The following is a 25,087-nucleotide window of genomic DNA, read 5'->3' as shown; positions in this document are numbered from 1 at the left end:
GCCAGCGCCTTGGGCGCTCTGTTTTTGTCGCCCTGCTTGATGGATTTCGTCATTGAAGCGGGCCTCATATTCTTTCCGGAGAGTGGATGATTCGTCCCTCGGTTTTGCTACTGCTGTGTTGTTCGCTGCTGCTGCCGATGTCGGCGGTCGCGCGTCTGCCCGGGCCGCTGCAAGCCGTACCGGCCAGCAAGGTGCGCGACCTTGGCGAAATTCGCAGCAGCCGTGTGCTGCGGGTGTTGGTCAACCAGAGCCGCAACAGCTCCGGCGAAGTCCAGGGGCAGGCGATCGGGGTCGAATACCATCGCCTGAGAGCATTCGAGCAATACCTCAATGGCCATGCCCGTGACGGTCAGGAAATCACCCTCAAGATCATTCCCAAGGCCAAGGATCAACTGCTCGGTGCGTTGCAGCGCGGGGAGGGCGATCTGGTGGCGCCAGGCGAGTTGCTCGATCTGCAACCGGGTTTCGCCGTCAGCACCAGTGAGCCGATTGCCAGCAACATCCCGTTGGTCCTGGTGGGCATCAAGGGCGAACGCCGCTACACCAGGCTTGAACAGCTTTCCGGCAAGACCCTGGCGTTACCCGCCGGCAGCGCCGCCGGGGATGCCGTCAGCCAGATCAATCAAAAGCTTGCCCTGCACAAACTGCCACCGGTCACAATCGAATGGGTCGATCCGAGCCTTGCCGTCGAGGATGTACTGGAGATGGTGCAGGGCGGGATCTTCCACCTGACCATCGTCGAGCAGCCGATCGCCGAACGCTGGGGCAAGATCCTGCCCAAGCTGCGTTTCGACAAGCAGGTACTCATCAGTGATCCGGGCGAAGAGTTCTGGTTCGTGCGCCGTGATGCCTCGATGTTGCGGGCCAGCATTGACCGCTTTCTCACCGGTTACAAAAAACCATCGGATCAGGACGCCGCGTTCCTGCGCATCTATCGTCGCCTCTATCAAGTGCACTATCCACTGGCCAAGGCGGACCGCCAGCGTCTGGAAAAACTTCGCCCGGTGCTGCAGAAACACGCCGATGCCCAGGGCATGGACTGGCTGAACCTGGCGGCGCTGGCCTTCAAGGAGTCAGGCCTGCAGCCCACCGCCCGCAGTGGCGGTGCGCCGACCGGCCTGATGCAGATCACGCCTTCTGCGGCGCAGCGGGTGGGGGTCAACAATATTCAGGACGTCGACGGCAATGTGCAGGCCGGGGCCAAGTACCTGGCGATGATCCGGCGCAAGTTCTTTGCCAGCCCGAAACTCAACGAACGCGAACGCATGGCCTTCGTGCTGGCGGCCTACAACATCGGGCCGGAGCGGGTGCAGGGCATGCGCGCCGAAGCCCGGCGGCGAGGCTTGAACCCCAATCAGTGGTTCTTCCAGGTCGAGCGCGTTGCCATGGAGCAAGTGGGTATGGGGCCGGTCAGCTATGTTAACAGTGTGAACAAGTATTACCTGGCGTTCGACCGGGAGCGGGAGTCGTTGGAGCCTCAGGGACAAAAGGTTGTCTCCCGTAAATAATCAGCTAATTTGATTGTTATGGTGAGATTTTTGCGCTTTTAGCATTTAATTTTCTGATTAATATAGCGGCCAACCCACACACACTTACAAGGAATGAAACAGCATGAGCACTCTGATCAACAAGGTACTGTCTACCCGCGCTGGCTACGGCCTGACGGTTCTGCGCATCGTCGTCGGTATCGTATTCGCCGCCCACGGCTCGCAGAAACTCTTCGGGGCATTTGGTGGTTATGGCCTGGCGGGAACCGCGCAGTACATGGAAAGCCTCGGGCTGACACCGGGTTACCTGATGGCGACACTGGCGGGCGGTACCGAGTTCTTCGCCGGCCTGGCCTTGATCATTGGCCTGCTGGTTCGCCCGGCCGCGCTTGGTCTGATCTTCCTGTCGCTGGTGGCGATTTTCACGGTGCACATCAGCCACGGCCTGTTCATGGCCAACAACGGTTATGAATTCGCCCTGGCGTTGCTCGGTGGCAGTATCGCGGTATTGATCGAAGGTGCGGGCAAATTCTCGGCGGACCGTGTCATCGCCGGCTGACCGCTCTGGCTCAACGAAAAGGCCCGCATTGTGCGGGCCTTTTTTGTTGCGCGTCATTCTTGACACTGTCCAGTCAGCTTCTCTAGGATGTTGCCCATGCGCCGATTTAAACAGCTACTTGCGGGGCGCCAGGTGACTCATCCAGTTGCCGATAGAAGCCAGAACAGGCTTCGAAATACCGCTAAAGCGCTGGTTCGGTGTTGCCTCTCACCTGCCATGCAGACTTTTGAGGCAGAGACACGACACAATGAATGCACTAAACGCCGTTATACGTCCCGCGCCGATCACGGCACACCTGACCCAGCGCAATCCAAAAATCCTGCTTGGCGGCAAACATCAGCCGACGCTCTTGCGTTATCTCGATGGCTGGCCACGTCGTACCGGCGGTCCCGCTGCCTTCCTGATCCAGTTTGTCGAAGACGGTGAGTCGCTTGCCCGTTTTGCCGACGACAGTTTCGATCTGGCGGTCATTCAATCCCCCAGTCTCGAAGACGCGCCTGAAATGATCAGGCAACTGACCCGTGTCGCCCGGCAAGGGCTGATTACTCGCCGTTGAGTTTCACGGGTAGTCGATCGCCACGATATAAACACACTGCTCACCGGTCGGTGTCTGGACCCGCACTTCGGCGTCCAGTGCCTTGCCGATCAGTGCGCGGGCCAGCGGCGAATCAATACTGATCAGGCCCTGTTTGAGGTCCAGTTCGTCCGGCCCGACAATGCGGTAGCGCGATTCCTTGCCGTCCTCGTCCTCGATCGTGACCCACGCGCCGAAATAGACCTTGTTCGGATCGCTGGGTTTTTCGCTGACGACCTTGAGCGCTTCCAGGCGTTTGGTGAGAAAACGCACGCGGCTGTCGATCTCTCGCAGCATCTTTTTGCCGTAGGTGTATTCAGCGTTCTCCGAGCGATCACCCTGGGCCGCGGCTTCGCTGACGGCCTGGGTCACCTGGGGACGGCGTACATGCCACAGCTCATGGAACTCGGCGCGCATCCGCGCTTCACCTTCTGGGGTGATCAGCGCGGTGCCGGCGGTGCGGGGAGGGCGGTAACGGCTCATGGCAACTTCTTGTGGTGGAGACGGCTGGAGTCTATCAACCCTCGCGCAGGACTGTCAGCGGGCTGGCGTTCAATGCCCGACGGGTGCCGAACACCCCGGCCCCACCGATCAGCACGGCACCTATCAATGGCAGCAATAACAACCATGGATGCGGATGCCACGGCAGGTCAAAGGCATAGCGGTAGAGCACCAGGCTCACCAGTTCCGATCCCAATGCCGCCAGTAAACCACTGACTGCACCGAGCAAGCCGAACTCGATCCGCCGCGCCTTGACCAGCAGTTGCCGTTCGGCCCCCAGTGCACGCAGCAGCGCACCCTGGCGAATGCGTTCATCCAGCGTCGCTTGCAGGCCGGAAAACAGCACCGCCATCCCCGCCGCCAATACGAACAACAACACATACTCCACCGCCAGGGTGACCTGGGCGAGGATGCTGCGCAGTTGTTCCAGCAAGGCTTCGACCTGCAGGATCGTCACCGCCGGGAACGCGCGGGACAGGTCGACGATCTGTTGATCATGACCCGGTGCCAGATAGAAGCTGGTCAGGTAGGTCGCCGGCAGATCCTTCAGGGTTCCGGGCTGGAAGATCATGAAGAAATTCGGCTGGAAGTTGTCCCAGTTGATCTCCCGCAGGCTGGTGACTTTCGCCTCGCGATTGACCCCGCCAACGCTGAAAACCATATGGTCGCCAAGCTTGAGTTTCAGGCTTTCGGCGACTTTGCCTTCTACCGACACGCCGGGTACATCGTCTGGCGTTTGTTGGTTCCACCAATTTCCCGCCGTGAGCTTGTTGCCCGCTGGCAGGTCCGCCGCCCAGGTCAGGCTCAGGTCGCGCTGGATTGCCCGATCTCCGGCTGACTCTTTGGTGACGATTTGCTGCACCGGCTCGCCGTTGATGCTGATCAGACGCCCCGGCACCACCGGGTACAACGGCGCCGATTGCGCCGACACAGCGATCAGATGATCGGTGAAGGCTTGTTTATCCGCAGGCAGGATGTTCAGGGCAAAGTAATTGGGGGCATTTTTCGGCAACTGGTTCTGCCAGGTATCCAGCAACTCGCCGCGCAGCAACGCAATCAGCGCCATCGACAGCAGAATCAGGCCGAACGCTAACGACTGACCCGCAGCGGCGAGCGGATGACGCAGCAATTGGCCGAGTCCCAGGCGCCAGGGCAGGGATGCACGTGCGAGCATGCGCCGCAGACTCTTCAACAGCAGCAGCAACAAGCCGCCCAGCACCAGCGCTGCAATCACGCCGCCGCCAAGCAGGGCAAAGGTCAGTACCAGGTCCAGGCTCAGGCGCCACATGATCAGGCCGAGGGCACCCAGCGCTGCGCCGTAGATCATCCAGGTGCTGGATGGGATCGGCAGCATGTCCCGACGCAATACACGCAATGGCGGAACCCGGCCCAGTGCCGCCAGCGGCGGCAAGGCGAAGCCGGCCAGCGCGACCAGTCCGGTGCCGATCCCGGCAATGGCCGGAAACAACCCACCCGGAGGCACGTCGGTGGGCAGCAAGTCATGCAGTAGGGCAAATAACCCAAACTGTGCGAGCCAGCCGATGAGGGCGCCGCTGATGCTGGCCAGCAGACCGAGCACGGTCAGTTGCAGGCTGAACAACAGCATGGTTTCCCGGCGTGACAGCCCGAGGCAGCGCAACAAGGCGCTGGCATCGAACCTGCGGGTGGCGAATCGGGTCGCCGATAACGCCACCGCTACGCCGGACAGCAATACCGCCACCAGGCTGGCCATGTTCAAGTAGCGTTCGGCCTTGCCCAAGGCACCGCCGATTTGCCGGTTGCCATCTCGGGCATCCTGCAAGCGTTGGTTGGCGGCAAGCCCCGGTTTGATCAGTTGGCGATAGGTTTCCAGCGTCTGGGCATTGCCTCGCCAGAGCTCGCGATAGCTGACCCGGCTGCCGGGTTGCACCACGCCGGTCGCCGAGAGGTCGCCGAGGTTGATCAGCACGCGGGGTGTCAGGCTATAGAAGTTGCCGGCGCGGTCCGGTTCATACGTCAGCACTCGCGCCAGCTTCAGGGTTTTCATGCCGACGTCGATGCTGTCGCCAATCTTCAGGTCCAGGGCGGTCAGCAGTCGTGCCTCGACCCAGGCTTCACCGGGTTTTGGTCCTCCACCGGGTTGCTCCACGGCGAAGGGCGCGGGTGCGCTTTTCAGTTCGCCGCGCAGCGGGTAGGTGTCATCGGCCGCCTTGATACTGGACAGCTGGATGCCGTTGTCGGTGGCGATGACGCTGGAAAACTCCACCACCTGCGCATGTTCCAGTCCCAGTTCGACGCCGCTGCTTATCTGTTCGGGGCGCGCAGGCGAACTGCCTTCGAGCAGCAAGTCGGCACCGAGAAACTCGGTGGCGCGCAGCATCATGGCGCCGTTCAGGCGCGCGCCAAAATAGCCAATGGCGGTGCTGGCGGCCACGGCCACCAGCAAGGCGAAGAACAGCACGCGCAATTCACCGGCGCGGGCATCGCGCAGCAATTGGCGGATGGCGAGACTGAACAGGCGCAACAGCGGCAGACGTGCCATCAAGGCTCCAGTGGGGCGACCAGTAGGCCGGCTTCAAGACGGATCAGGCGCCGGCAGCGATGGGCCAGGCGTTCATCGTGAGTCACCAGCACCAGGGTCGTGCCGCGCTCCTTGTTGAGCTCGAACAGCAAGTCGCTGATGCGCTCGCCTGTGTGGCTGTCGAGGTTGCCGGTCGGTTCGTCGGCAAACAGCACGTCGGGCTCGGCGGCAAATGCACGGGCAATCGCCACGCGTTGTTGCTCGCCGCCGGAGAGCTGGCGCGGCGAGTGAGTCAGGCGTTGACCCAGCCCCACGCGTTGCAGCAGTTCGGTGGCGCGCTCGCGGGCGTCTTTGCGGCCATCGAGTTCCAGTGGCAGCATGACGTTTTCCAGGGCATTGAGGCTGTCGAGCAGCTGAAACGATTGAAAGACAAAACCCACGTGCTCGGCGCGGATGCGCGCACGCTGGTCTTCATCGAGGTTGCTCAGGCCTTGCCCGGCGAGAGTGACTTCGCCACTGCTCGGCAGGTCGAGGCCGGCGAGCAAGCCCAGCAAGGTGGACTTGCCGGAGCCCGATGCGCCGACGATGGCCAGGCTATCGCCCTGGTTCAGTTCCAGGCTGAGTTGGTGCAGGATGGTCAGTTCACCTTCCGCGCTGGGAACCACTTTGCTAAGGTCCTTCGCGATGAGAATGCTTGCGCCCATGGAGAGTCCGATGCGTGTCTGGTTTTTGAGTGCTGGCCTGGCCTTGATGTGCATGGCCCAAAACGCAGCGGCGGGTACAGTCCTGATCGTTGGCGATAGTATCAGCGCCGGTTTCGGGCTGGATACCCGGTTGGGGTGGGTGTCACTGCTTGAGCAACGGCTCAAGCGCGAAGGTTTCGACGATACAGTGATCAATGCGTCCATCAGTGGCGACACCAGTGCCGGAGGCCAGGCGCGCCTGCCCGCGCTGCTTGCAGAGCATAAACCGGAACTGGTGATCCTCGAGTTGGGCGGCAATGACGGCCTGCGCGGCTTGCTGCCAACTCAATTGCAACAAAATCTTGCTTCGATGATCGACAGCTCCCGGGCCAGCGGTGCCAAGGTGTTGTTGCTCGGCATGCAACTGCCACCCAATTATGGCGCTCGCTACACAAAGGCCTTCGTCGAGGTCTACAGCAACCTGGCCGATGAGAAAAAGATCCCGCTGGTGCCGTTTTTCCTCGACGGCGTGGGCGGCCATCCGGACTTGATGCAGGCTGACGGCATACACCCGGCGGCCGGGGCCCAGGACAAGTTGCTGGAAAATGTCTGGCCTACCCTAAAACCGCTGTTATGACACTTTTCTAGAAGCAGGCTTTCGGCTAAGGTGGCGCCCCCGATTTGGAGCCCCCGATGCCGCGTCCTGCCTGGTCACTATTTGCCTACCAACTGATCGAGCCTGACGAACAGCTGGATCTGTTCGCCTGCCAGGAAGTGCGGGTGCATCTGGTGACCCGTCAACTGGAGCTGGGAGGCTCGGCGGACCGCACCTTGTGTGGGAGTCTGTTGCCGGCGCAGCCGCGCTGGTCGAGTGTTGATCGCCGGGTGTTTCAGGATCAGCGGTTATGTTCGTTGTGCCGGGCTATTCTTGAATCGCAGAAGCGGGGGACTTCGCCGATCTGGCCTGAATTGCGGTTTGAGCTTTGATCCTTGGTGGTTGTGTACATATCCGTTGGTTAGGTAACGGCCACTTATGGTTTCGCCCTTACGGCGAGTCACTTTTTTTACAAGCGCCTAAAAAAAGTAACCAAAAAAACGCTCGCCCCTTGCGTCCGGCCCCTCGCTAAGGCTCGGCGTTCCTTCGCTCCGGTATCCATCCGGGGACACTGCCCTCCGGTCGGCTTCGCTTCGACCTACATGCAGCGTGTTCGACTGCGTCGAACGGCGCTGCGCGCCCATCCCCGGATGAACACCGGAACGAGGCCTCCCGAGGGGGCGGGTGGATCAAGATCAAGAGCTGCAGGCGAGCTAACGCTCGGCCTGATGAGTGGTGAAAAGCGGCGTGTGTACGCCGATCAACTGTAGGAGCTGGCTTGGCGGCCTGTCAGTCGGCCCGATTTTGCAGATATGCCCCAATCCGTGTAGGAGCTGGCTTGCCGGCGATGGCGATCTGTCAGGCAACATCAATATTGGATGTACCGGCCTCTTCGCGAGCAAGCCCGCTCCCACAGGTTTGATGGTGTTCAAAAAAATGTGTTCGACGCAAATACTGTGGGAGCGGGCTTGCTCGCGAAGGCGGCCTGCCAGCCAACTCAATTCTCACAGACGAACGAACCCGGCAAACAGGCCGGCCGGTAGGCCGCCTCGGTTTGGGTTTTGCGGTGCACGCCCCCCTCGAGAGGCCGAGCGCAGGTTCTGCGCAGTGGGCAACCCGGCATGGATGCCGGGTTAGCCGCCCCCGGCCATGGATGGCCGATGGCGGCGGGCCCACGGAGCAGGACCGGAGCGAGGGCATGCCGAGCCACAGCGAGGCACCGAACGAAAGGGGCAAGAGCCCTTGGTTACTTGGGGCTCTTCCAAGTGACCCGCTGTAAGAGCGGAACCAATAGCCGCCATTACCGCAAAAACGGATATGTACACGTTCAAAAAAGTCAGGCCATCGCTCTATCCCACGCGAGATCGAGGATAATCGCCAAACACCTTGTATCGCCTGCAATCGGGCCATCTCCCCGAAATAACGGACAGCGGTGTACAATCGCGTTCTTATACCCTCAGTTGATCATGCGAAGGATTTTCCGGATGTTGCCGCGCTTTCCTGCCGTCACCCGCTGCCTGACTCTTGCCGCCCTCTTTGTGGCCGGTCCCGTCGCAGCATTGGAGTTTCCCCTGCCACCGCCCGGTGAGGACATCATCGGCCAGGTGCAGGTGATCAAGGCCAAATACGAAGATACCTTCGCCGACCTTGGTACCGCCTACGATCTGGGCTACACGGAAATGGTCGCGGCCAACCCGGGTGTCGATGCATGGTTGCCAGGCGCTGGCACGGAAATCATCCTGCCGACCCGCTTCATCCTGCCACCAGGCCCGCGTGAAGGCATTGTGATCAACCTGGCTGAATACCGCCTCTACTACTACCCGAAAGGCAAGAACGTGGTGTACACGTTCCCGCTGGGGATTGGTCGTGAAGGCTGGGGCTCGCCGATTGCCCACACCAGCATCACCGCCAAGACACCTAACCCGACCTGGACGCCTCCGGCGTCGATCAAGGCCGAGCACGCGGCAGACGGTGATCCGCTGCCCAACGTCGTGCCGGCCGGCCCTGACAACCCGCTGGGGCCGTTCAAGTTCACCCTGGGCACACCGGGCTACCTGATCCACGGTTCGAACAAGAAGTTCGGCATTGGCATGCGCACCAGCCACGGCTGCTTCCGCATGTTCAACAACAACGTGCTGGAAATGGCGGGCATGGTGCCGGTCGGTACGTCGGTCCGAATCATCAACGACCCGTACAAGTTTGGCCTCAGTGGCGGCAAGGTCTATCTGGAGGCGCATACGCCGCTGGACGACAAGGGCAACCCGTCGGTGGTCGACAAGCACACGGCGGTCATCAATGCGATGCTCAAGCGTGAAGACATCACCAACAACCTGCGCATGAACTGGGATGTGGTGCGTGATGTGGTCGCCGCTGAAGACGGCTTGCCAGTTGAGATCGCTGTGCCGAGCAACGGCGTCGCACCGATGGTGTCGAGCACCCCGATCGACCCTTTGCAGTAACGCTTGCAAAGAGCCCGTCGACGCAGACCGCGTCGACGGGTTTTTTATTGCCTGGAGAAACGCCGGGCAATAAAAAAGCCGACCCAAAAAATGGGTCGGCTTGATAACAATCCCGAAGGACTATTACTTGCGGCTAGCTTTGTCCAGCATGCGCAGAGCACGCTCGTTAGCTTCGTCAGCAGTCTGTTGTGCTTTTTGAGCAGCAGCCAGAGCTTCATCAGCTTTACGGTAAGCTTCGTCTGCACGAGCCTGGGAGCGAGCAGCTGCGTCTTCAGTAGCGGTCAGACGTGCTTCGGTTTCTTTCGATGCGCTGCTGCAACCGGTAGCCAGAACTGCGGCCAGAGCCAGAGCAGAGAATTTCAGAACGTTGTTCATCGTGTTCCCCTTCAAGGACTTTCTATTAAGTAGCTATCTCCTCCGATTGAGGAAATAGCCGGCGTACATACTACCCATTACTTGTAGTAAGTAAAACTGACGTGAAGCAAGAAGCAAAAAAAATTGTAGGCGTTGATTCTTTTTCGAGCAACTTTTAACTGAACTGATTAAAAAACATCCAGCTGCAAGGCCCGTGGCTGAGCGAGCTGGCAAGAAAAAGTTCCTTCGGCGCAGCGCTCTTTTTCCCGGTCTGGCTAAAGTCCGCCTATATGGATTCGTCTATACTTTTGTTCGGCTTTTGCGTGGCAGCTCTCAATATCTTTCTCGATGTTCAGGTGACTTTAACAACGGGCGCTCGTCTTAAGTCTCAACATCCGGCAATGTTCAGGCTATCGACCCGGAGTGATCTTCGGTCGAGCCATTCCTGCGTGATCCGGAGCAGCACCCGCCAACCTGCATGATGACGAGCGCACCTTGAGCATTTCTGTCAATGGTGCCTACTATTTGTACGTGCTCGGTAGCGCGAGATCGGTGCAGCTCTTCTCGGTGTCCATTCAGGCACGGGGTGGCGTAGATGTTCCTTCGCCGGAAAAACATCGGTAAGGTAGGGGTCGGAATTCCAGACCCGCGAGGAGTAGTGATGAGCGAGGCGTTGTCCATCCACCATGACCAGGCTGGTCATCAGTTCGAGACCAATGTGGACGGTCATCGTGCCTATCTGACCTATATGGATCTGGGGAAGCAGACCCTGGATATCTATCGCACCTTCGTGCCCAACGCATTGCGTGGTCGCGGTATTGCGGCAGCCTTGACCGAGAAGGCGCTGGAGTACGCTGACGAAATGGGCTACACGGTCATTCCATCGTGCTCCTACGTCGAGCGCTACATGGAGCGTCACCAGCGGCATGCGGCCAAGCTGAGTCAGTGACCTTCGTTAAAACGAACGCATAAAAAAACGCCGGGTTCAGCCCGGCGTTTTTTTATGCGCGTTTTTGTACAGCCAATCAGGCGATCAGCTGCGATCGCGTTTCGGCAGCACATCCTTGAGCTTGGCATGCATGCTGCGCAAGGTGTTTTCGGTCGCGGTCCAGTCGATGCAGGCGTCGGTGATCGACACGCCGTATTGCAGGTCGGCGAGGTCTTTCGGGATCGCCTGGGCACCCCAGTTCAGGTGGCTTTCAACCATCAGGCCGATGATCGACTGGTTGCCTTCAAGGATCTGGTTGGCGACGTTTTCCATCACCAGCGGTTGCAGGGCCGGGTCCTTGTTGGAGTTGGCGTGGCTGCAATCGACCATGATGTTCGGCTTGATCTTCGCCTTGTCCAGCGCCTGCTCGCAGAGCGCAACGCTGACCGAATCGTAGTTCGGCTTGCCGTTGCCGCCGCGCAGTACCACGTGACCGTAGGCATTGCCCTTGGTGGTCACGATCGACACGCCACCTTCCTGGTTGATGCCCAGGAAACGGTGAGGGCTGGAAACCGACTGCAGGGCGTTGATCGCCACGGTCAGGCCGCCATCGGTGCCGTTCTTGAAGCCGACGGCCGAGGACAGGCCGGACGCCATTTCGCGGTGAGTCTGGGATTCGGTGGTGCGCGCGCCGATGGCCGACCAGCTGATCAGGTCCTGCAAATATTGCGGGGAGATCGGGTCGAGGGCTTCGGTGGCGGTCGGCAGGCCTTTTTCGGCCAGGTCCAGCAGCAACTGGCGGCCGATGTGCAAACCGTCCTGGATCTTGAACGAGTCGTCCAGGTACGGGTCGTTGATCAAGCCTTTCCAGCCGACGGTGGTGCGTGGTTTCTCGAAATACACGCGCATGACCAGATACAGGGTATCGGACACTTCGGCAGCGAGTGCCTTCAGGCGATCGGCATATTCGTGGGCGGCCTTGATGTCGTGGATCGAGCAAGGCCCGATGACGACGAACAGGCGGTGGTCGGTGCCATCCAGGATGTTGCGAATGACTTCGCGGCCCTTGGTGACGGTGCGCAGTGCGGCGTCGCTCAGGGGAATATCGCGCTTGAGCTGATCAGGAGTGATCAGCGTCTCGTTGGAGGCGACGTTTAGGTCGTTGATCGGTAAATCAGCCATCGTTTACTCGTCAGGTCACGGGTGCCGGCCGCCAGCGAACCCGCGCGGCGGAGCACAGCAAATTAAGCGCGTCGGGGAGCCGAACCTTAGCGCGTTACACCGTGGCTCGACAATGGGCAGACGCCGGTTTGGTGGGCTTTCGCAGTCAGTTTCCCTGCCGCGGGGGGCAAACTGATCAAGAACGCTCCTATTCCGGCACAGGCTGCGCAAAAGCCTTGCGCACTGATTCGTGAGAGAACTCGTCGGCATGTTCCTGGACCCATTCGAGGGCCAGGGCCTGAATACCCTGCAAATCTTCGTGGGCGTCATGCAGGCGGCAGTAGCGTTCGATCTGGCACACCTGCTCACCCATCCGGGCGCTGAACAGCGTTTGTTCGTCGACGAAGGCGATGCCCACCAGATATCCGCGTTTGCGCCGCAGGCACCAGGCGACATAGCCCAGGTAGCGCATGTCCGGGTTCACGGTCGGCATGCGTACCTCGAGCGCCGTGCCGTGACGCCACGCGCGGTGATAATTGCAAGCCATGCCCCCGAGGCTGATAGTGTGCAGCTGTCGTCGCGAAATACAATCAGGTTTCAGCAACGTTAATTCGACGGGAACATCGTCAGGGTGAGGAATAAAACGTCCCATGAACACAGACTCCATGTGTCGGCCATCTGACATTGTTTCCCCCAGTATAGTGGTCGAATTGGAACTGACCGATTTTGACGCCGACCAACGGCTGCTGGCGATGAGCGGCGTATCGCTGGTTATTTTTACCAGTGTCGGCTGCGCCAGTTGCCGTTTTGCCCGGGAGCAATTGCCGACACTCGACCTGGCAGTCGATCGCCTGTGCTGGATCGATGCCGGCAACAACGGCGGGGTGGTCGAGCGTTATCAGGTCTTTCACTTGCCGGCGCTGTTTGTCGTTCGCGACGGCGAATTCTTCGGAGCACTGAAATCGCGCCTGACCGACACCGTACTCAATCGGGCGGTGCGCCAGGCGCTGGGTCGAACAGCAGAGGAGTTGCCATGATGGGGACAGTTGCCAGGCCGACGATCGGCATTATCGGGACCGGCGCAATCGGCGGTTTCTACGGGGTGATGTTGGCGCGTGCCGGTTTTGATGTGCATTTTCTACTGCGCAGCGAGTTTTCCGCGGTGGCCGAGCACGGGTTGCAAGTCGATAGCGCGCCCCATGGAGCGCTGAAGCTGAACCCGGTGCAGGCTTACTCGAACGCTGAAGACATGCCGCCCTGCGACTGGCTGCTGGTGGGCGCGAAAACCACCAGCAACGCAGGCCTTGCGCCCGCGATCCTGCAAGCGGCGGCACCGAACGCCAAAGTGCTGCTGTTGCAAAATGGCCTGGACGTCGAAGACAGCCTGCGTGAGTTGCTCCCCGATTCACTGCATGTGCTCGGTGGGCTCTGCTACATCTGCGTCCATCGCGAGGCGCCGGGCGTCATCACCCATCAGGCGCTGGGCGCGGTGCACGTTGGATATCACAGCGGTCCCGCCGAAGGGCCGACACGCACTGCGATCGTCGAGGAGGGTGTCGGTCTGTTTCGCAGCGCCGGCCTCGATTCCCAGGCGATGGCGAATTTGCATCAGGCGCGCTGGCAAAAACTGGTCTGGAATATTCCTTACAACGGTCTCTCGGTTTTGCTGGGGGCGAGCACCACGCCGTTGATGGCCGATGCCGACAGTCGCGAGCTGATCAAGGCGCTGATGGCTGAAGTGGTGCAAGGCGCAATTGCCTGCGGGCACGACGTACCGACGGGGTATGCCGAGCACTTGTTCATGGTGACCGAAAAAATGCCCGACTACTGGCCAAGCATGTATCACGACTTCTTGCACAAGCGGCCGCTGGAACTGGCCGCCATCTACGCCCGGCCACTGGCGGCAGCCAAGGCCGCGGGATGTGAAATGCCGCGCATCGAGGCCTTGTATCGCAGCTTGAGTTTCATTGATCGACGCAATACCTGAGTTCACCGACCTGAGGGGGAAGGGCATGCCAAAGGCAATCGACGACAAGCTGGTGCTGGCGATTTCTTCGCGGGCGCTGTTCGACCTGAGCGAAAGCCACAAGGTCTATCTGTCGAGTGGCGTCGAAGCCTACCGGCAGTATCAGATCGAACACGAAGACGAAATTCTCGAGCCCGGCGATGCCTTCCCGTTGGTGCAGAAACTCCTGAACCTCAACAATAGCCTCGGCCGCGCCCGGGTCGAGGTGATTCTGGTGTCGCGCAACAGCGCCGACACCGGGTTGCGGGTGTTCAACTCGATTGACCACTACGGGCTGGCGATTTCCCGTGCGGCGTTTGTCGGCGGGCGCAGTCCGTATCCCTACCTCAAGGCCTTTGGCTGTGACCTGTTTCTCTCGACCCACGCCGAAGACGTACGCAATGCACTGGACGCCGGGTTTGCCGCGGCGACCATTCTGTCGGGCGGTGCCAGCCGTGCCGCCAGCGACGAATTGCGCATTGCCTTCGACGGAGACGCGGTGCTGTTTTCCGATGAGTCGGAGCGCATTTATCAGGCCGGCGGCCTGGAAGCGTTCCAGGCCAGTGAGCGTGAGGCTGCCCGCGAGCCGTTGCGCGGTGGGCCGTTCAAGGGCTTTCTCGCGGCCCTCAACCTGTTGCAGCGTGAGTTCCCGGAGGACGCCTGTCCGATCCGTACCGCGCTGGTCACGGCGCGATCGGCGCCCGCCCATGAGCGGGTCATTCGCACATTGCGCGAATGGGACATCCGTCTCGACGAGTCGCTGTTCCTCGGCGGCCTGACCAAGTCGGCCTTTCTCGAAGCCTTCGCGGCCGATGTGTTTTTCGACGATCAGGCCGGCCACTGCGAATTGGCCCGAGAAGTCGTAGCCACCGGTCATGTACCCCATGGCATAAGCAACGAGCAAAAGGTTTAAGCCCGCCGTTCAATGTGTTGCGCAGGACGTCGCAGTCGCCAAGGCACTGCTAAGCTGAATCAAATCTCCGCCATGTTGGCAGTCGAGGAGGTCATATGATTCGTTCGATGCTGTACGCCACTGACCTTGGCCTGTACGCGCCCGTGGTGATGCAGCATGCCCTGGAACTGGCCCGGACCTTCAATGCCAATTTGTATGTCGTGCATGCGGTTGAACCCATGGGCTTGTTTGCCGAATCGGTGCTGCAAAGTTATCTCGATGAACAGGCTCTGAACGAGTTTCACAGCCAGGGCCTGAGCACAGTGATTGCCAGTATCGAGCAGCGGGTGCTCGACAGTTTTCGTGAAGAGTTGGGGGAAGAGGGCGAGCACGACCTCGAGCGGATTCAGGCGGTGCGGGTGCTGCAGGGGGATCCGTCGCAGGTGATTCTGGATCAGGCGCAGAAACTCTCCGTGGATTTATTGATCGTAGGTAGTCACAGCCATGGTGCTGGTGCGGAAACGCCTCTGGGCCGAACCGCCGCCCGTGTGTTGCAACTGTCCAAGGTGCCGGTCTACCTGGTGCCGCTGGTGCAACGTCGTCGCCAAGGGGATCGCTAGAACACGAATAGTGGCAATCTGATAAAAAAGTTCTAGATTTATTCTTCGTGCCATTAATATAGTTATATATCGTCGCTGATGCCCGTGGCGTCTACCTGCTTTGAGGGATTCATATGAAGCTTCAACAATTGCGCTACATCTGGGAAGTGGCGCACCACGACCTCAACGTTTCCGCTACAGCCCAAAGTCTTTACACCTCTCAACCGGGCATTAGTAAACAGATTCGCCTGCTGGAGGATGAACTGGGCGTCGAGGTTTTCGCCCGCAGCGGCAAGCACCTGACCCGCGTTACCCCGGCCGGCGAGCGCATCATCACCACCGCTGGCGAGATTCTGCGCAAGGTTGAAAGCATCAAGCAGATCGCCCAGGAATTCTCCAACGAGAAGAAAGGCACCCTGTCGATTGCCACCACTCACACCCAGGCGCGTTATGCGTTGCCGCCGGTGATCAGCAATTTCATCAAGCAATACCCGGATGTTGCCCTGCACATGCACCAGGGTTCGCCGATGCAAATCGCCGAAATGGCCGCTGATGGCACCGTGGATTTCGCCATTGCCACCGAAGCGCTCGAGCTGTTCGGCGATCTGGTGATGATGCCGTGCTACCGCTGGAACCGCTGCGTGGTCGTGCCCCAGGGCCACCCGCTGACCAAACTGTCGAAACTGACCCTCGAAGCGCTGGCCGAATACCCGATCGTGACGTACGTGTTCGGTTTTACCGGCCGTTCGAAACTCGACGAAGCCTTCAGCCATCGTGGCCTGACGCCAAAAGTGGTGTTTACCGCTGCCGACGCCGACGTGATCAAGACCTATGTTCGCCTGGGGCTGGGCGTGGGCATCGTGGCGAAAATGGCCGTAGATACCAAGCTCGACAGTGACCTGGTGGTGCTCGATGCCAGTGAGTTGTTCGAGTCCAGCGTGACTAAGATCGGCTTCCGTCGCGGCACCTTCCTGCGTGGTTTCATGTGCGACTTCATCGAGAAGTTCGCGCCACACCTGACCCGCGAAGTCATGGCCAAGGCCATTCAATGCCACAACAAGCAGGAACTGGAAGAACTGTTCGAAGGCGTCGAACTGCCCGTTCACTGATAGCGTTTCCTGCCGCTCAAATCACCTCGGTGACAGCGAACTGTTGCCGAGCGCCCGCCACCAGAATCTCCACCTCATCGCCCTCGAACTTGCCCAGCAGGCTTTTGCCCAGCGGTGAGCGCGGGGTAATGACGGTAATCAGTTGCCCCACCAGATCGACCTTCAACCCGGCCGCATCGGGGGCGAGAAACAGCCATTGTTCGCGGCCCTTTTCGTCCTCGAGCCCGAGCAATGCGCCCACTTCGATGCCCCGCTGATCGTCATACGGGCGCAGGGCCAGGTTCTGGCAAAGGGCCAATGACTGGCGAATTTCTTCGACCCGCCTGGCTTGTCCGGCCGCGAGATACGAGGCCTCCAACCCCAGGGTGTCGTACTTGTTCTCGGCGATGTTTTCTTCGTGGGTCGCCGTTTCGTATGCGGTTTGCGCGGCCCGTTCGGCGATGTCGAGATCGATCCGGAGCTTTTCGAGAATCAGTTGGTGGACGCTGTGCTTATTCATGATCAATCGCAGAATTGCAGGACGTTGGCACGGCTTTTTTCGCTCGGTGCAGTGCGGTCCTGTTGCAACCAGAACTGACAGTTCGGGTTGGACAGGTTACGACTGTTGCCACGCGCCTGATCGAGTCGTTGCTGCTGCTCGTTCTTGCGCAGGTTTTCTTCATACTGCTCGAACAACGGGCTCTGTGGCGGAATATCCGGCACCGGTTGGGTCGTTACGGGTGGTTTGGCCAGTTGCTCCACAGCCGCCGCCACAGGGGCCATCTGTTCGTTGAAAAGCAGGCGCGATGCGAGCCAGCAAGTCAGCACGATGGCAATGAATCCGAGCCACATGCCGAGGGCGATGCTGCCGGTCAGTTGCAGGGCGTTGAGGCTGATTGGAAAGGATCGGCGCGGCGTGGGACGGTGGGGCATGCTTGCCTCCTGGCGAAAGGTCACTGGCGAGTGGTGATTGTCGCATGAAGAATAATCGCCGTCGGCTCTTCTGCACGGGGTAATTTATGCGGACAATCGGCGCCTTTGCCAACGGGAGCCTGTAATGCCTGAAATGAAACCCCGCTGGGATATTTTTTGCACCGTGGTCGACAACTTCGGCGACATCGGCGTGACGTGGCGACTGGCCCGGCAACTGGTGGCCGAGCATGGGCTGGCGGTGCGTCTCTGGGTCGATGATCTGCGAGCGTTCGAGCGTATCTGTCCACAAATTGACATCCACGCTGCGCAGCAATGCCAGCAAGACGTCGACGTGCGTCAATGGCCAGCCGAGTGGCAGCCGACGCAAGCCGCCGATGTGGTGATCGCCGCTTTTGCCTGCCAACTGCCGAGCGCCTATATGGACGCCATGGCCGAGCGGGAGAAGCCACCGCTGTGGATGAACCTGGATTACTTGAGCGCCGAGGACTGGGTGATCGGCTGTCACGGTTTGCCCTCGGTGAAATACAAAAACGTGCAGAAGTTCTTTTTCTTCCCGGGGTTCCAAAAGGGCACAGGCGGGTTGTTGCGTGAGCGCGGGTTGCTTGACCGTCGTCGGCAGTTTCAGCAAGACCCGCAAGCCCAAGGAGAATTCCTGCAGGGTCTAGGGATTGATCGGGCACCCGGCGCTCACTTGATCTCATTGTTTGCCTATGAAAACACTGGACTGGCCAGTTGGCTCGATGCGATGGCCGGCGATTCGACCGCCACTCATCTGCTGGTGCCGGAAGGGCGGATTCTGGGCGATGTCGAACGTTGGCTCGGTGTGCAGGGGCTGGCGGCTGGCGCGGTGCATGTGCGGGGAGCCCTGACCGTGCAAGTGCTGCCGTTCGTCCGCCAGGATCAATACGATTTGTTGCTGTGGTCCTGCGATTTCAATGCCGTGCGCGGCGAAGACTCCTTCGTGCGCGCGCAGTGGGCGGGCCGGCCATTTCTCTGGCACATCTACCAGCAGGAAGAAGACATCCACCTGGACAAGCTCGAAGCTTTCCTCGAACTCTATGTAAAGGGGTTATCTGCGCCTGCGCGGGAGGCGATCAGCGGTCTTTGGCGGGCGTGGAACGCTGGCGAAAAAATGCCCGACCACTGGCAACTCACCCGTAAATACTGGCCAGAGCTGGAAAAACACGCCGAAGCGTGGTGTCTGGAACAGGCCTTGCAGGCCGATCTTGCCACAGCGCTGGTACAGTTTTATGGAAATTGGATATGATACGCGGCCTAGATTTTTGTAAATCCCATCCAAATTCGGATATTCGCAATGAAAACTGGTAAAGAACTGAAACCCGGGACCGTGATTCGTCTCGAAAACGATCCTTGGCTGGTTCAGAAAGCTGAATTCACCAAGTCCGGTCGTAACAGCGCGATCATGAAGACCAAGCTGAAGAACCTGCTGACCGGTTACAAGACCGAGATCGTTTACAGCGCCGACGACAAACTGGACGACGTAATCCTCGACCGCAAAGAAGCGACCCTGTCCTTCATCAGCGGCGACACCTACACGTTCATGGACACCACCGACTACACCATGTACGAGCTGAACGCTGAAGACATCGAAGCCGTTCTGCCTTTCGTTGAAGAAGGCATGACCGATGTTTGCGAAGCGATCTTCTTCGAAGAGCGTCTGGTTTCCGTAGAGCTGCCGACCACCATCGTGCGTCAGGTTGACTACACCGAAGGTTCCGCTCGCGGCGACACTTCCGGCAAGGTAATGAAGCCTGCCAAACTGAAGAACGGTACCGAGCTGTCGGTTGCTGACTTCATCGAAATCGGCGACATGATCGAGATCGATACCCGCGAAGGCGGTTCCTACAAAGGCCGTGCTAAATAAGCACTGCTTGAGTAATGAAAAAGCCCGACCATTGAGTCGGGCTTTTTTGTGCCTGTCGGATTCTACGTTGACCCCCTGTGGGAGCGGGCTTGCTCGCGAAGGCGTCTTCATATTCGATATTTATGTCGACTGACACACCGCTTTCGCGAGCAAGCCACACCTGTTGATCCGCGTTATTTCTTCAGGTGTTGTTTCAGCTCTTCAGATGCCTGCAACATCGCCGAACGCACCGCTGGCACCTGGCTCACCACGTTGAGCAAACCGTAGTCGTGGATCATGCCGTTGTAGCGAACCGAGGTCACCGGCACACCGGCTTCGTCGAGTTTGCGGGCGTAGGCCTCGCCTTCGTCGCGCAACACGTCGGCACCGGCGGTCTGCACCAGCGCTGGAGGCAATCCTTTCAACTGGGCGGTGGTCGCACGCAGGGGCGAGGCGTAGATCTCGTTGCGCTGATTGGCGTCAGTGGTGTAGTTGTCCCAGAACCACTTCATCATGTTTTTGCTGAGGAAGTGCCCTTCGGCGAACTGGTTGTAGGACGCGGTTTCAAAGTTGGCATCAGTCACCGGCCACAACAGCACCTGGAACTTGATGGCGGGCGTGCCCTTGTCCTTGGCCATCAGCGCTACCACTGCCGCCATGTTGCCGCCGACACTGTTGCCGGCTACCGCGAGGCGCTTGCCATCGACGTTGATCTCTTTACCGTGCTCGGCCACCCATCGGGTCGCGGCGTAAGCCTGGTTGATCGCTACTGGGTAATGCGCTTCCGGCGACGGCGTGTAGTTCACGAACACGGCCGCTGCACCCGAACCCGTCACCAGGTCTCGAACCAGTCGTTCGTGGGTCGGGAAGTCCCCCAGAACCCAACCACCACCATGGAAGAACATGAACACCGGCAGCTCGCCCTTGGCCCCGGCCGGCCGGACGATGGTCAAGCTGATCGGCTGGCCATCCACTTGGATGGTCTTCTGGCTGACATCGGCTTTTGGCAGCGTCAGCTTCACCCCAGCCTGCGCGCCTACCAGAACGGCGCGGGCTTCGGCGGGCGTCATTTGTTCCATCGGCTTGCCGGTGCCGGCGTTCAGCGCGTCGAGGAATGCCTGGGTGTTGTGTTCAACGCCGTTTCCTGCAATCGCGTTGCTGATGGACAAGGCGAGAAGGGTACCGGTCAAGACTTTGCTGAAGGTGTTCATGTTCGTTTCCTGTTCGGGCCTGGGTAGTCAGCGCTTAGACGGTTACGTGCAGACGCACATCGACGTTGCCACGGGTGGCGTTGGAGTACGGGCAGACCTGGTGGGCCGCATCGACCAGTGCTTGTGCATCGGCTTGTTCAAGACCCGGCAGGCTGACGTGCAGGTCGATATCCAGGCCGAAGCCGCCAGGGATCTGGCCAATGCCGACGTGGGCGGTGATCGATGCGTCATTGGGGATGCTGCGCTTGGTCTGGCTGGCCACGAATTTCAGGGCGCCGATAAAGCAGGCGGAGTAACCGGCGGCGAACAGTTGCTCAGGGTTGGTGGCTGCGCCGCCGGCACCGCCGAGTTCTTTCGGGGTGGCGAGCTTGACGTCGAGGATGTTGTCGCTGGAAACCGCACGACCGTCACGGCCACCGGTGGAAGTTGCGATTGCGGTGTAGAGAGTTTGCATGGTGAAAGCCTCGTTCAGGATTGGGTTGTTTTGCGCTAAATGTTTGCGCGCTAAGTAAGTGCGAGGTGAATGTATCGCGCTAATATTTTGCGCGCAATATAAAAATGAAATGAATTTACACGAACGGACGAACGGTTGAACAGAATTGGCTGAGGGGGTGAGGTTTTACAGGCGAATTTTCAGGAAGGGGAGAATCGGGTTCTTTAGCGCGACCCAAAACAAATGTGGGAGCGGGATTTGTGCCTGGCGGCAATCCCCTGTAGGAGCTGGCTTGCCAGCGATGGCTGAGTGTCAGGCGAAGTAAATGTTGGCTGTGCCGGCCTCTTCGCGAGCAAGCCCGCTCCCACAGGATTATTGGGTGCTCCCGGATTTGTGCCTGGCGGCAATCCCCTGTAGGAGCTGGCTTGCCAGCGATGGCTGAGTGTCAGGCGAAGTAAATGTTGGCTGTGCCGGCCTCTTCGCGAGCAAGCCCGCTCCCACAGGATTATTGGGTGCTCCCGGATTTGTGCCTGGCGGCAATCCCCTGTAGGAGCTGGCTTGCCAGCGATGGCTGAGTGTCAGGCGAAGTAAATGTTGGCTGTGCCGGCCTCTTCGCGAGCAAGCCCGCTCCCACAGGATTATTGGGTGCTCCCGGATTTGTGCCTGGCGGCAATCCCCTGTAGGAGCTGGCTTGCCAGCGATGGTGGAGTGTCAGGCGAAGTAAATGTTGGCTGTGCCGGCCTATTCGCGAGCAAGCCCGCTCCCACAGGATTATTGGGTGCTCCCGGATTTGTGCCTGGCGGCAATCCCCTGTAGGAGCTGGCTTGCCAGCGATGGCGGAGTGTCAGGCGAAGTAAATGTTAGCTATGCCGGCCTCTTCGCGAGCAAGCCCGCTCCCACAGGATTATTGGGTGCTCCCGGATTTGTGCCTGGCGGCAATCCCCTGTAGGAGCTGGCTTGCCAGCGATGGCGGAGTGTGATGGTGAAGACAGTTTCTCCCACAAGGGTTTTGTGGTGGTCTTGAAATTACAGGCTGTCTTGCAGGTGACGACGCAGCTCTTGCAGCTCTGCTTGCAGTTTTTGCAGGCGCTCCACGGTCATCCCGCTGGCGCCGAGGATGCACTGGGGCACATCCCGGGCCTTGTCGCGCAATGCCCGGCCCTGTTCGGTGAGTTCGACGATCACCACCCGTTCATCTTCGCGGCTGCGGGTACGGCTGAGCAGGCCTTCGGCTTCCAGGCGCTTGAGCAGCGGCGTCAACGAGCCAGGATCGGTCAGCAATCGCGTGCTGATTTCGCCTACGGTCAAACCGTCCCGTTCCCACAACACCATCATCGCCAGGTATTGCGGGTAGGTCAGGCCCAGCGCTTGCAGCAAGGGCTTGTAGACCTTGGTCATCATCAGCGAAGTGGAATGCAGGGCGAAGCAGGCCTGATTATCCAGCAGCAGGTTGTCGCAGTTGTCCGGGGAGTTGCGCTCGGTGGTCATGTCGAAGCCTTTATCTGTGATCTCTGAAATCTAGCGGGCGAATCTTTAATGCGCCAGATAATTTTGATCAATGCCGTTGCAAATGGGTTTGCAGCAGCAGATCCCAGGGCGGCACCGGGCTGAAGCGGGTTTTCAGGTACTCCAGCAGTAAACGACTGCGGGAGTTGGGTTGCTGTTCCAGGCGCAAGGCATAGATACCGGCGCTTTCCGGTTTCGGCAGGCCGCTGTCGCAGAACAGTGGCAGCAATTCACCGCGCAACAGGTACTCGCTGGCCAGCCAAGTCGGCAGGTGCGCGATACCCAGCCCGGCCACTGCGCCGCAGACCAGGGCCTCGGCATTGTTGGCGCTCATGCGGACCCGCGCCGGCCGGTGCAACTGCATTTGCCCGTCCCGTTCGAAACGCCAGGCGAAGGGCGGCGCCAGGCCATCCCAGTCGAGTCCGTCGTGTTCAATCAGTTGTGACGGCTCCGTCGGCACGCCGCGACGCCGCAAATAATCAGGGCTGGCGCAGGCGATACGGACCATGCTCGCCAGTGGCGTGGCCACCAGTCGGGTGTCGGCCAATTGTCCGGCGCGCAGCACCAGATCGACCTTGCCGAGGTTCAGGCCCTGCATGTCGACGAAGCTGTCGATCAGGTGCAGTTGCACATCGAGCCCCGGATAGAGCATGAGGAAATCGGCAATCACCGGTGCCAGGTGCCGGCGCCCAAAGGCTGCCGGCGCATCGATACGGATCAGACCTTCCGGCGCGCTACTCAAAGACACCGCCTCGGCCCGGGCCAGGCGCAACTCGGCGACGATCCGCCGTGCTCGTTCGGCAAAGGCCAATCCCGCCGGGGTGGCGCGTACCGCATGGGTGCTGCGGATGAACAACTGACTGCCGACCGCGTTTTCCAGGTTGTCGATCCGCCGAGCCACGGCCGAAGGGGTCAGCGGATGACGGCGCGAGGCGGCAGAAAAACTGCCGGTTTCCAGCACGTCGAGGAACAAAACCAGTTGGTCGGTCAGTTGATTGGGGTTCATGGCAGGTTTGTGCTTGTGCGAGTTTGGCAAAGCCATTGTGCGTTGCTGTGCGTTTCCGCGCCAGCAGCAACTGCGTAGGATCAAAGTCCTGACGGTAACGGGGAAAATGCTGTGATTGAGTTCTTGATGTACCTGGTGTTCGGCGCTGCCTTGGGCACGCTTGGCGGATTGTTTGGCATCGGCGGCGGCCTGATTGCCATTCCGCTGTTGGGCGTGCTGTTCGGGCTAGATCAGCAAATTGCCCAAGGCACGGCGTTGGTGATGGTAGTGCCGAACGTGATGCTGGCGCTGTGGCGCTACCATCAGCGCAACCGGATCGAACTGCGCCACGCCTTACCGCTGGCCAGTATGGGGTTCTGCTTCGCCTGGCTCGGATCGATCTGGGCGGTGGGCATCGATGCGCAAACCATGCGCATAGGCTTTGTCGCGTTTCTCATCGCACTGTCGGCGTACAACCTCGTTCGCATGTTCGCCGCCAGCGCCCCGGCGGCTTCGCAGATGAACTACTCATGGCCCTGGCTGGGCGTGCTCGGTGCGGCATCAGGCACAATGGGCGGGTTGTTCGGCGTGGGGGGCGCGGTGGTGGCGACACCGGTGTTGACCAGTCTGTTCGGCACCAGCCAGGTGGTTGCGCAGGGGTTGTCGTTGGCGCTGGCCTTGCCGAGCACAGGGGTGACGCTGGTGACTTATGCTGTGCACCATCAGGTCGACTGGGTGATCGGCCTACCCTTGGCGATCGGTGGGCTGATGAGCATCAGTTGGGGCGTGAAGGTTGCCCACGCACTGCCAGAGCGACTGCTGCGCGGGCTGTTTTGCGGATTCCTGGTGTTTTGTGCGGTGATGCTCACCTTCAAAGTTTGAAGCCGTCGATGATGTGTTCGGCCAGGCACTCGGTGATCGGCGACGGGTTATGCAGATTACGCACGAGCATGATGCTGGCCTCGGGCAGTAGCGGCAGATCTTCGGCCTCGCCGAGGATGCGCATGTCCGCGGTGATCAGGCTTTCAAGCTGCGCGGTGACCGCCAGCCCGGCGCTGACTACCGCCATGATCGCCGACAGGCTGTCGCTGTTATACGCCACCCGGTAATCGCGCCCCCGGGCATCCAGGGCATTGCAGGCCCACTGGCGGCAGAAGCAGTCACTGTTGAACATCGCCAGCGGCAGCGGCGTCTGCTCGTGGGCGCTATAGCATTGCGCCTCGGCCCAGACAAAACGCTCCTTGCGCAGCAACTGGCCGATTTCGCTGCCCGGTTCGCGGGTCACGATGGACAGGTCCAGGTCCTGGCGCATCAGCAGTTGTTTTGATGATTCGCAGTGCACTTCGATCTGGATCAACGGGTAGGACTGGGCAAACCGCCGCAGAATCCCCGGGAGGAATCGCATCACATAATCGTCCGGGGTGCCGATGCGCACCGTGCCGACCATGTCGGGCTCACGCAGGGTATTGAAAACCTCGCTGTGCAGCTTGAGGATCCGCCGCGCATAACCCAGCAATACCTGGCCTTCGGCCGTCAATCGCACCTGCCGTCCGTCACGCTGGAACAACTGACGCTGCAACACGTCTTCTTCCAGTCGTTTCATCTGCATGCTGACGGCTGACTGGGTGCGGTTGACCAATTCACCCGCACGGGTAAAGCCGCCTTGGTCGGCGATGGCGACGAAGGTGCGCAGCACTTCGGTATCGATGCTCGGGTAGGCTGACATCCATCAATCTCCGAGATATGTGACATCAGAAACATTCGTTGGAT

The 25,087-nt window shown here is 59.9% G+C and carries 28 protein-coding genes; 15 read left to right on the top strand and 13 right to left on the bottom strand.

The annotated features are described in order from the left end of the window. The first annotated feature begins 86 nt into the window (after positions 1-86). From KGA88_RS05870 to KGA88_RS05860, 3 genes are all read left to right on the top strand, one after another. The gene (locus tag KGA88_RS05870) at positions 87-1,508 is read left to right on the top strand and encodes a transglycosylase SLT domain-containing protein (protein ID WP_110659387.1); all 1,422 of its coding nucleotides are present in this window, start codon (positions 87-89) and stop codon (positions 1,506-1,508) included. 103 nt (positions 1,509-1,611) lie between these two features. Continuing rightward, positions 1,612-2,046, top strand: a complete 435-nt coding sequence (locus KGA88_RS05865) for a DoxX family protein (protein WP_223589552.1) — start codon at positions 1,612-1,614, stop codon at positions 2,044-2,046. Positions 2,047-2,293: 247 nt separating this feature from the next. Then, positions 2,294-2,602, top strand: a complete 309-nt coding sequence (locus KGA88_RS05860) for a class I SAM-dependent methyltransferase (protein ID WP_110659389.1) — start codon at positions 2,294-2,296, stop codon at positions 2,600-2,602. 3 nt (positions 2,603-2,605) lie between these two features. Here the strand turns inward: KGA88_RS05860 and greB are convergent, their stop codons facing one another. The 3 genes from greB to KGA88_RS05845 are packed head-to-tail and all read right to left on the bottom strand — an operon-like array spanning position 2,606 to position 6,325. After that, positions 2,606-3,103: a transcription elongation factor GreB gene (greB, locus tag KGA88_RS05855; protein ID WP_007973570.1), complete on the bottom strand. Its 498-nt coding sequence runs from the start codon at positions 3,101-3,103 to the stop codon at positions 2,606-2,608. Positions 3,104-3,137: 34 nt separating this feature from the next. Beyond that, the gene (locus tag KGA88_RS05850; RefSeq protein ID WP_223589550.1) at positions 3,138-5,642 is read right to left on the bottom strand and encodes an ABC transporter permease; all 2,505 of its coding nucleotides are present in this window, start codon (positions 5,640-5,642) and stop codon (positions 3,138-3,140) included. After that, a complete protein-coding gene (locus KGA88_RS05845; protein ID WP_110659391.1) occupies positions 5,642-6,325 on the bottom strand; it encodes an ABC transporter ATP-binding protein in 684 nt (227 codons plus the stop codon). The genes KGA88_RS05850 and KGA88_RS05845 overlap by 1 nt, the downstream gene beginning before the upstream one ends. A gap of 10 nt (positions 6,326-6,335) precedes the next feature. Here KGA88_RS05845 and KGA88_RS05840 point away from each other — a divergent pair, with 10 nt between their 5' ends. The 3 genes from KGA88_RS05840 to KGA88_RS05830 all read left to right on the top strand — a co-directional run bounded on the left by KGA88_RS05840 (position 6,336) and on the right by KGA88_RS05830 (position 9,358). After that, a complete protein-coding gene (locus KGA88_RS05840; protein ID WP_110659392.1) occupies positions 6,336-6,941 on the top strand; it encodes an arylesterase in 606 nt (201 codons plus the stop codon). A gap of 56 nt (positions 6,942-6,997) precedes the next feature. Continuing rightward, the gene (locus KGA88_RS05835; RefSeq protein WP_003226812.1) at positions 6,998-7,291 is read left to right on the top strand and encodes a hypothetical protein; all 294 of its coding nucleotides are present in this window, start codon (positions 6,998-7,000) and stop codon (positions 7,289-7,291) included. Positions 7,292-8,383: 1,092 nt separating this feature from the next. Continuing rightward, positions 8,384-9,358: a L,D-transpeptidase family protein gene (locus tag KGA88_RS05830; protein WP_110659446.1), complete on the top strand. Its 975-nt coding sequence runs from the start codon at positions 8,384-8,386 to the stop codon at positions 9,356-9,358. A 123-nt stretch (positions 9,359-9,481) separates the two neighbouring features. On the opposite strand, the gene oprI is transcribed toward KGA88_RS05830, so the two are convergent. Beyond that, positions 9,482-9,733 (bottom strand): outer membrane lipoprotei OprI, encoded by a 252-nt coding sequence (gene oprI, locus KGA88_RS05825; RefSeq protein WP_003199355.1) that lies wholly within the window; start codon positions 9,731-9,733, stop codon positions 9,482-9,484. Positions 9,734-10,373: 640 nt separating this feature from the next. Between oprI and KGA88_RS05820 the strand changes: the two genes are divergently transcribed. Next, a complete protein-coding gene (locus tag KGA88_RS05820) occupies positions 10,374-10,661 on the top strand; it encodes a GNAT family N-acetyltransferase (RefSeq protein ID WP_007973562.1) in 288 nt (95 codons plus the stop codon). 84 nt (positions 10,662-10,745) lie between these two features. Here the strand turns inward: KGA88_RS05820 and KGA88_RS05815 are convergent, their stop codons facing one another. Continuing rightward, positions 10,746-11,822 carry a 3-deoxy-7-phosphoheptulonate synthase gene (locus tag KGA88_RS05815; protein WP_110659445.1) on the bottom strand — a complete coding sequence of 359 codons (1,077 nt, stop codon included), beginning with the start codon at positions 11,820-11,822 and terminating at the stop codon, positions 10,746-10,748. Positions 11,823-12,009: 187 nt separating this feature from the next. Further along, the gene (locus tag KGA88_RS05810) at positions 12,010-12,453 is read right to left on the bottom strand and encodes a PilZ domain-containing protein (protein ID WP_110659444.1); all 444 of its coding nucleotides are present in this window, start codon (positions 12,451-12,453) and stop codon (positions 12,010-12,012) included. Here KGA88_RS05810 and KGA88_RS05805 point away from each other — a divergent pair. The 5 genes from KGA88_RS05805 (at position 12,452) to cysB (ending at position 16,406) form a co-directional block, all read left to right on the top strand. After that, positions 12,452-12,838: a thioredoxin family protein gene (locus KGA88_RS05805; protein ID WP_223589548.1), complete on the top strand. Its 387-nt coding sequence runs from the start codon at positions 12,452-12,454 to the stop codon at positions 12,836-12,838. The genes KGA88_RS05810 and KGA88_RS05805 overlap by 2 nt on opposite strands. Continuing rightward, entirely contained in the window at positions 12,835-13,788 is a 954-nt protein-coding gene (locus KGA88_RS05800; RefSeq protein ID WP_110659442.1) for a putative 2-dehydropantoate 2-reductase, read from the top strand. Before KGA88_RS05805 ends, KGA88_RS05800 begins: the two co-directional genes overlap by 4 nt. 25 nt (positions 13,789-13,813) lie before the next feature. After that, positions 13,814-14,719 (top strand): 5'-nucleotidase, encoded by a 906-nt coding sequence (locus tag KGA88_RS05795; RefSeq protein WP_110659447.1) that lies wholly within the window; start codon positions 13,814-13,816, stop codon positions 14,717-14,719. Positions 14,720-14,814: 95 nt separating this feature from the next. Then, the gene (locus tag KGA88_RS05790; RefSeq protein WP_110659441.1) at positions 14,815-15,318 is read left to right on the top strand and encodes a universal stress protein; all 504 of its coding nucleotides are present in this window, start codon (positions 14,815-14,817) and stop codon (positions 15,316-15,318) included. Positions 15,319-15,431: 113 nt separating this feature from the next. After that, positions 15,432-16,406, top strand: coding sequence for an HTH-type transcriptional regulator CysB (gene cysB / locus KGA88_RS05785; RefSeq protein WP_015094029.1), 975 nt, complete (start codon positions 15,432-15,434; stop codon positions 16,404-16,406). 16 nt (positions 16,407-16,422) lie between these two features. Here cysB and KGA88_RS05780 read toward each other — a convergent pair whose 3' ends face one another. Together KGA88_RS05780 and KGA88_RS05775 are read right to left on the bottom strand one after the other, a co-directional pair. Next, positions 16,423-16,905, bottom strand: coding sequence for a transcription elongation factor GreAB (locus KGA88_RS05780; RefSeq protein WP_223589545.1), 483 nt, complete (start codon positions 16,903-16,905; stop codon positions 16,423-16,425). 2 nt (positions 16,906-16,907) lie between these two features. Further along, the gene (locus KGA88_RS05775; protein WP_223589542.1) at positions 16,908-17,318 is read right to left on the bottom strand and encodes a hypothetical protein; all 411 of its coding nucleotides are present in this window, start codon (positions 17,316-17,318) and stop codon (positions 16,908-16,910) included. Positions 17,319-17,442: 124 nt separating this feature from the next. Between KGA88_RS05775 and earP the strand changes: the two genes are divergently transcribed. Beyond that, positions 17,443-18,585, top strand: a complete 1,143-nt coding sequence (earP, locus tag KGA88_RS05770; RefSeq protein ID WP_110659438.1) for an elongation factor P maturation arginine rhamnosyltransferase EarP — start codon at positions 17,443-17,445, stop codon at positions 18,583-18,585. 48 nt (positions 18,586-18,633) lie between these two features. Next, positions 18,634-19,203 (top strand): elongation factor P, encoded by a 570-nt coding sequence (locus KGA88_RS05765; RefSeq protein ID WP_007943632.1) that lies wholly within the window; start codon positions 18,634-18,636, stop codon positions 19,201-19,203. A 173-nt stretch (positions 19,204-19,376) separates the two neighbouring features. Here KGA88_RS05765 and KGA88_RS05760 read toward each other — a convergent pair whose 3' ends face one another. From KGA88_RS05760 to KGA88_RS05745, 4 genes are all read right to left on the bottom strand, one after another. Continuing rightward, positions 19,377-20,393, bottom strand: coding sequence for an alpha/beta hydrolase (locus KGA88_RS05760; RefSeq protein ID WP_110659436.1), 1,017 nt, complete (start codon positions 20,391-20,393; stop codon positions 19,377-19,379). A gap of 34 nt (positions 20,394-20,427) precedes the next feature. Continuing rightward, the gene (locus KGA88_RS05755; protein WP_223589539.1) at positions 20,428-20,847 is read right to left on the bottom strand and encodes an organic hydroperoxide resistance protein; all 420 of its coding nucleotides are present in this window, start codon (positions 20,845-20,847) and stop codon (positions 20,428-20,430) included. 1,005 nt (positions 20,848-21,852) lie between these two features. Continuing rightward, positions 21,853-22,314: a MarR family winged helix-turn-helix transcriptional regulator gene (locus KGA88_RS05750; RefSeq protein ID WP_223589537.1), complete on the bottom strand. Its 462-nt coding sequence runs from the start codon at positions 22,312-22,314 to the stop codon at positions 21,853-21,855. Positions 22,315-22,381: 67 nt separating this feature from the next. Further along, on the bottom strand, positions 22,382-23,338 hold the full coding sequence (locus tag KGA88_RS05745; protein WP_223589533.1) for a LysR family transcriptional regulator: 957 nt from the start codon (positions 23,336-23,338) through the stop codon (positions 22,382-22,384). A 111-nt stretch (positions 23,339-23,449) separates the two neighbouring features. Here KGA88_RS05745 and KGA88_RS05740 point away from each other — a divergent pair, with 111 nt between their 5' ends. After that, positions 23,450-24,199, top strand: coding sequence for a sulfite exporter TauE/SafE family protein (locus KGA88_RS05740; protein WP_223589529.1), 750 nt, complete (start codon positions 23,450-23,452; stop codon positions 24,197-24,199). Here the strand turns inward: KGA88_RS05740 and KGA88_RS05735 are convergent. Beyond that, positions 24,189-25,043 carry a LysR substrate-binding domain-containing protein gene (locus KGA88_RS05735; protein WP_110659413.1) on the bottom strand — a complete coding sequence of 285 codons (855 nt, stop codon included), beginning with the start codon at positions 25,041-25,043 and terminating at the stop codon, positions 24,189-24,191. The genes KGA88_RS05740 and KGA88_RS05735 overlap by 11 nt on opposite strands. Between the last annotated feature and the right edge of the window lie 44 nt (positions 25,044-25,087).

This window comes from Pseudomonas sp. A-R-19 (genome assembly GCF_019956575.1).
Taxonomy (GTDB): domain Bacteria; phylum Pseudomonadota; class Gammaproteobacteria; order Pseudomonadales; family Pseudomonadaceae; genus Aquipseudomonas.
This window is presented reverse-complemented; position numbering and strand designations above follow the sequence as displayed.

Coding starts and splice junctions, on each gene's coding strand:
- greB (WP_007973570.1), bottom strand. CDS start 3,103: ATGAGCCGTTACCGCCCTCCCCGCACCGCCGGCACCGCGCTGATCACC.
- KGA88_RS05775 (WP_223589542.1), bottom strand. CDS start 17,318: ATGCCCCACCGTCCCACGCCGCGCCGATCCTTTCCAATCAGCCTCAAC.
- KGA88_RS05755 (WP_223589539.1), bottom strand. CDS start 20,847: ATGCAAACTCTCTACACCGCAATCGCAACTTCCACCGGTGGCCGTGAC.
- KGA88_RS05865 (WP_223589552.1), top strand. CDS start 1,612: ATGAGCACTCTGATCAACAAGGTACTGTCTACCCGCGCTGGCTACGGC.
- KGA88_RS05845 (WP_110659391.1), bottom strand. CDS start 6,325: ATGGGCGCAAGCATTCTCATCGCGAAGGACCTTAGCAAAGTGGTTCCC.
- KGA88_RS05795 (WP_110659447.1), top strand. CDS start 13,814: ATGCCAAAGGCAATCGACGACAAGCTGGTGCTGGCGATTTCTTCGCGG.
- KGA88_RS05780 (WP_223589545.1), bottom strand. CDS start 16,905: ATGAATAAGCACAGCGTCCACCAACTGATTCTCGAAAAGCTCCGGATC.
- cysB (WP_015094029.1), top strand. CDS start 15,432: ATGAAGCTTCAACAATTGCGCTACATCTGGGAAGTGGCGCACCACGAC.
- KGA88_RS05830 (WP_110659446.1), top strand. CDS start 8,384: ATGTTGCCGCGCTTTCCTGCCGTCACCCGCTGCCTGACTCTTGCCGCC.
- KGA88_RS05870 (WP_110659387.1), top strand. CDS start 87: ATGATTCGTCCCTCGGTTTTGCTACTGCTGTGTTGTTCGCTGCTGCTG.
- KGA88_RS05765 (WP_007943632.1), top strand. CDS start 18,634: ATGAAAACTGGTAAAGAACTGAAACCCGGGACCGTGATTCGTCTCGAA.
- KGA88_RS05745 (WP_223589533.1), bottom strand. CDS start 23,338: ATGAACCCCAATCAACTGACCGACCAACTGGTTTTGTTCCTCGACGTG.
- KGA88_RS05790 (WP_110659441.1), top strand. CDS start 14,815: ATGATTCGTTCGATGCTGTACGCCACTGACCTTGGCCTGTACGCGCCC.
- KGA88_RS05820 (WP_007973562.1), top strand. CDS start 10,374: ATGAGCGAGGCGTTGTCCATCCACCATGACCAGGCTGGTCATCAGTTC.
- earP (WP_110659438.1), top strand. CDS start 17,443: ATGCCTGAAATGAAACCCCGCTGGGATATTTTTTGCACCGTGGTCGAC.
- KGA88_RS05850 (WP_223589550.1), bottom strand. CDS start 5,642: ATGGCACGTCTGCCGCTGTTGCGCCTGTTCAGTCTCGCCATCCGCCAA.
- KGA88_RS05735 (WP_110659413.1), bottom strand. CDS start 25,043: ATGTCAGCCTACCCGAGCATCGATACCGAAGTGCTGCGCACCTTCGTC.
- KGA88_RS05750 (WP_223589537.1), bottom strand. CDS start 22,314: ATGACCACCGAGCGCAACTCCCCGGACAACTGCGACAACCTGCTGCTG.
- KGA88_RS05800 (WP_110659442.1), top strand. CDS start 12,835: ATGATGGGGACAGTTGCCAGGCCGACGATCGGCATTATCGGGACCGGC.
- KGA88_RS05860 (WP_110659389.1), top strand. CDS start 2,294: ATGAATGCACTAAACGCCGTTATACGTCCCGCGCCGATCACGGCACAC.
- KGA88_RS05840 (WP_110659392.1), top strand. CDS start 6,336: ATGCGTGTCTGGTTTTTGAGTGCTGGCCTGGCCTTGATGTGCATGGCC.
- KGA88_RS05815 (WP_110659445.1), bottom strand. CDS start 11,822: ATGGCTGATTTACCGATCAACGACCTAAACGTCGCCTCCAACGAGACG.
- oprI (WP_003199355.1), bottom strand. CDS start 9,733: ATGAACAACGTTCTGAAATTCTCTGCTCTGGCTCTGGCCGCAGTTCTG.
- KGA88_RS05810 (WP_110659444.1), bottom strand. CDS start 12,453: ATGGGACGTTTTATTCCTCACCCTGACGATGTTCCCGTCGAATTAACG.
- KGA88_RS05805 (WP_223589548.1), top strand. CDS start 12,452: ATGAACACAGACTCCATGTGTCGGCCATCTGACATTGTTTCCCCCAGT.
- KGA88_RS05835 (WP_003226812.1), top strand. CDS start 6,998: ATGCCGCGTCCTGCCTGGTCACTATTTGCCTACCAACTGATCGAGCCT.
- KGA88_RS05760 (WP_110659436.1), bottom strand. CDS start 20,393: ATGAACACCTTCAGCAAAGTCTTGACCGGTACCCTTCTCGCCTTGTCC.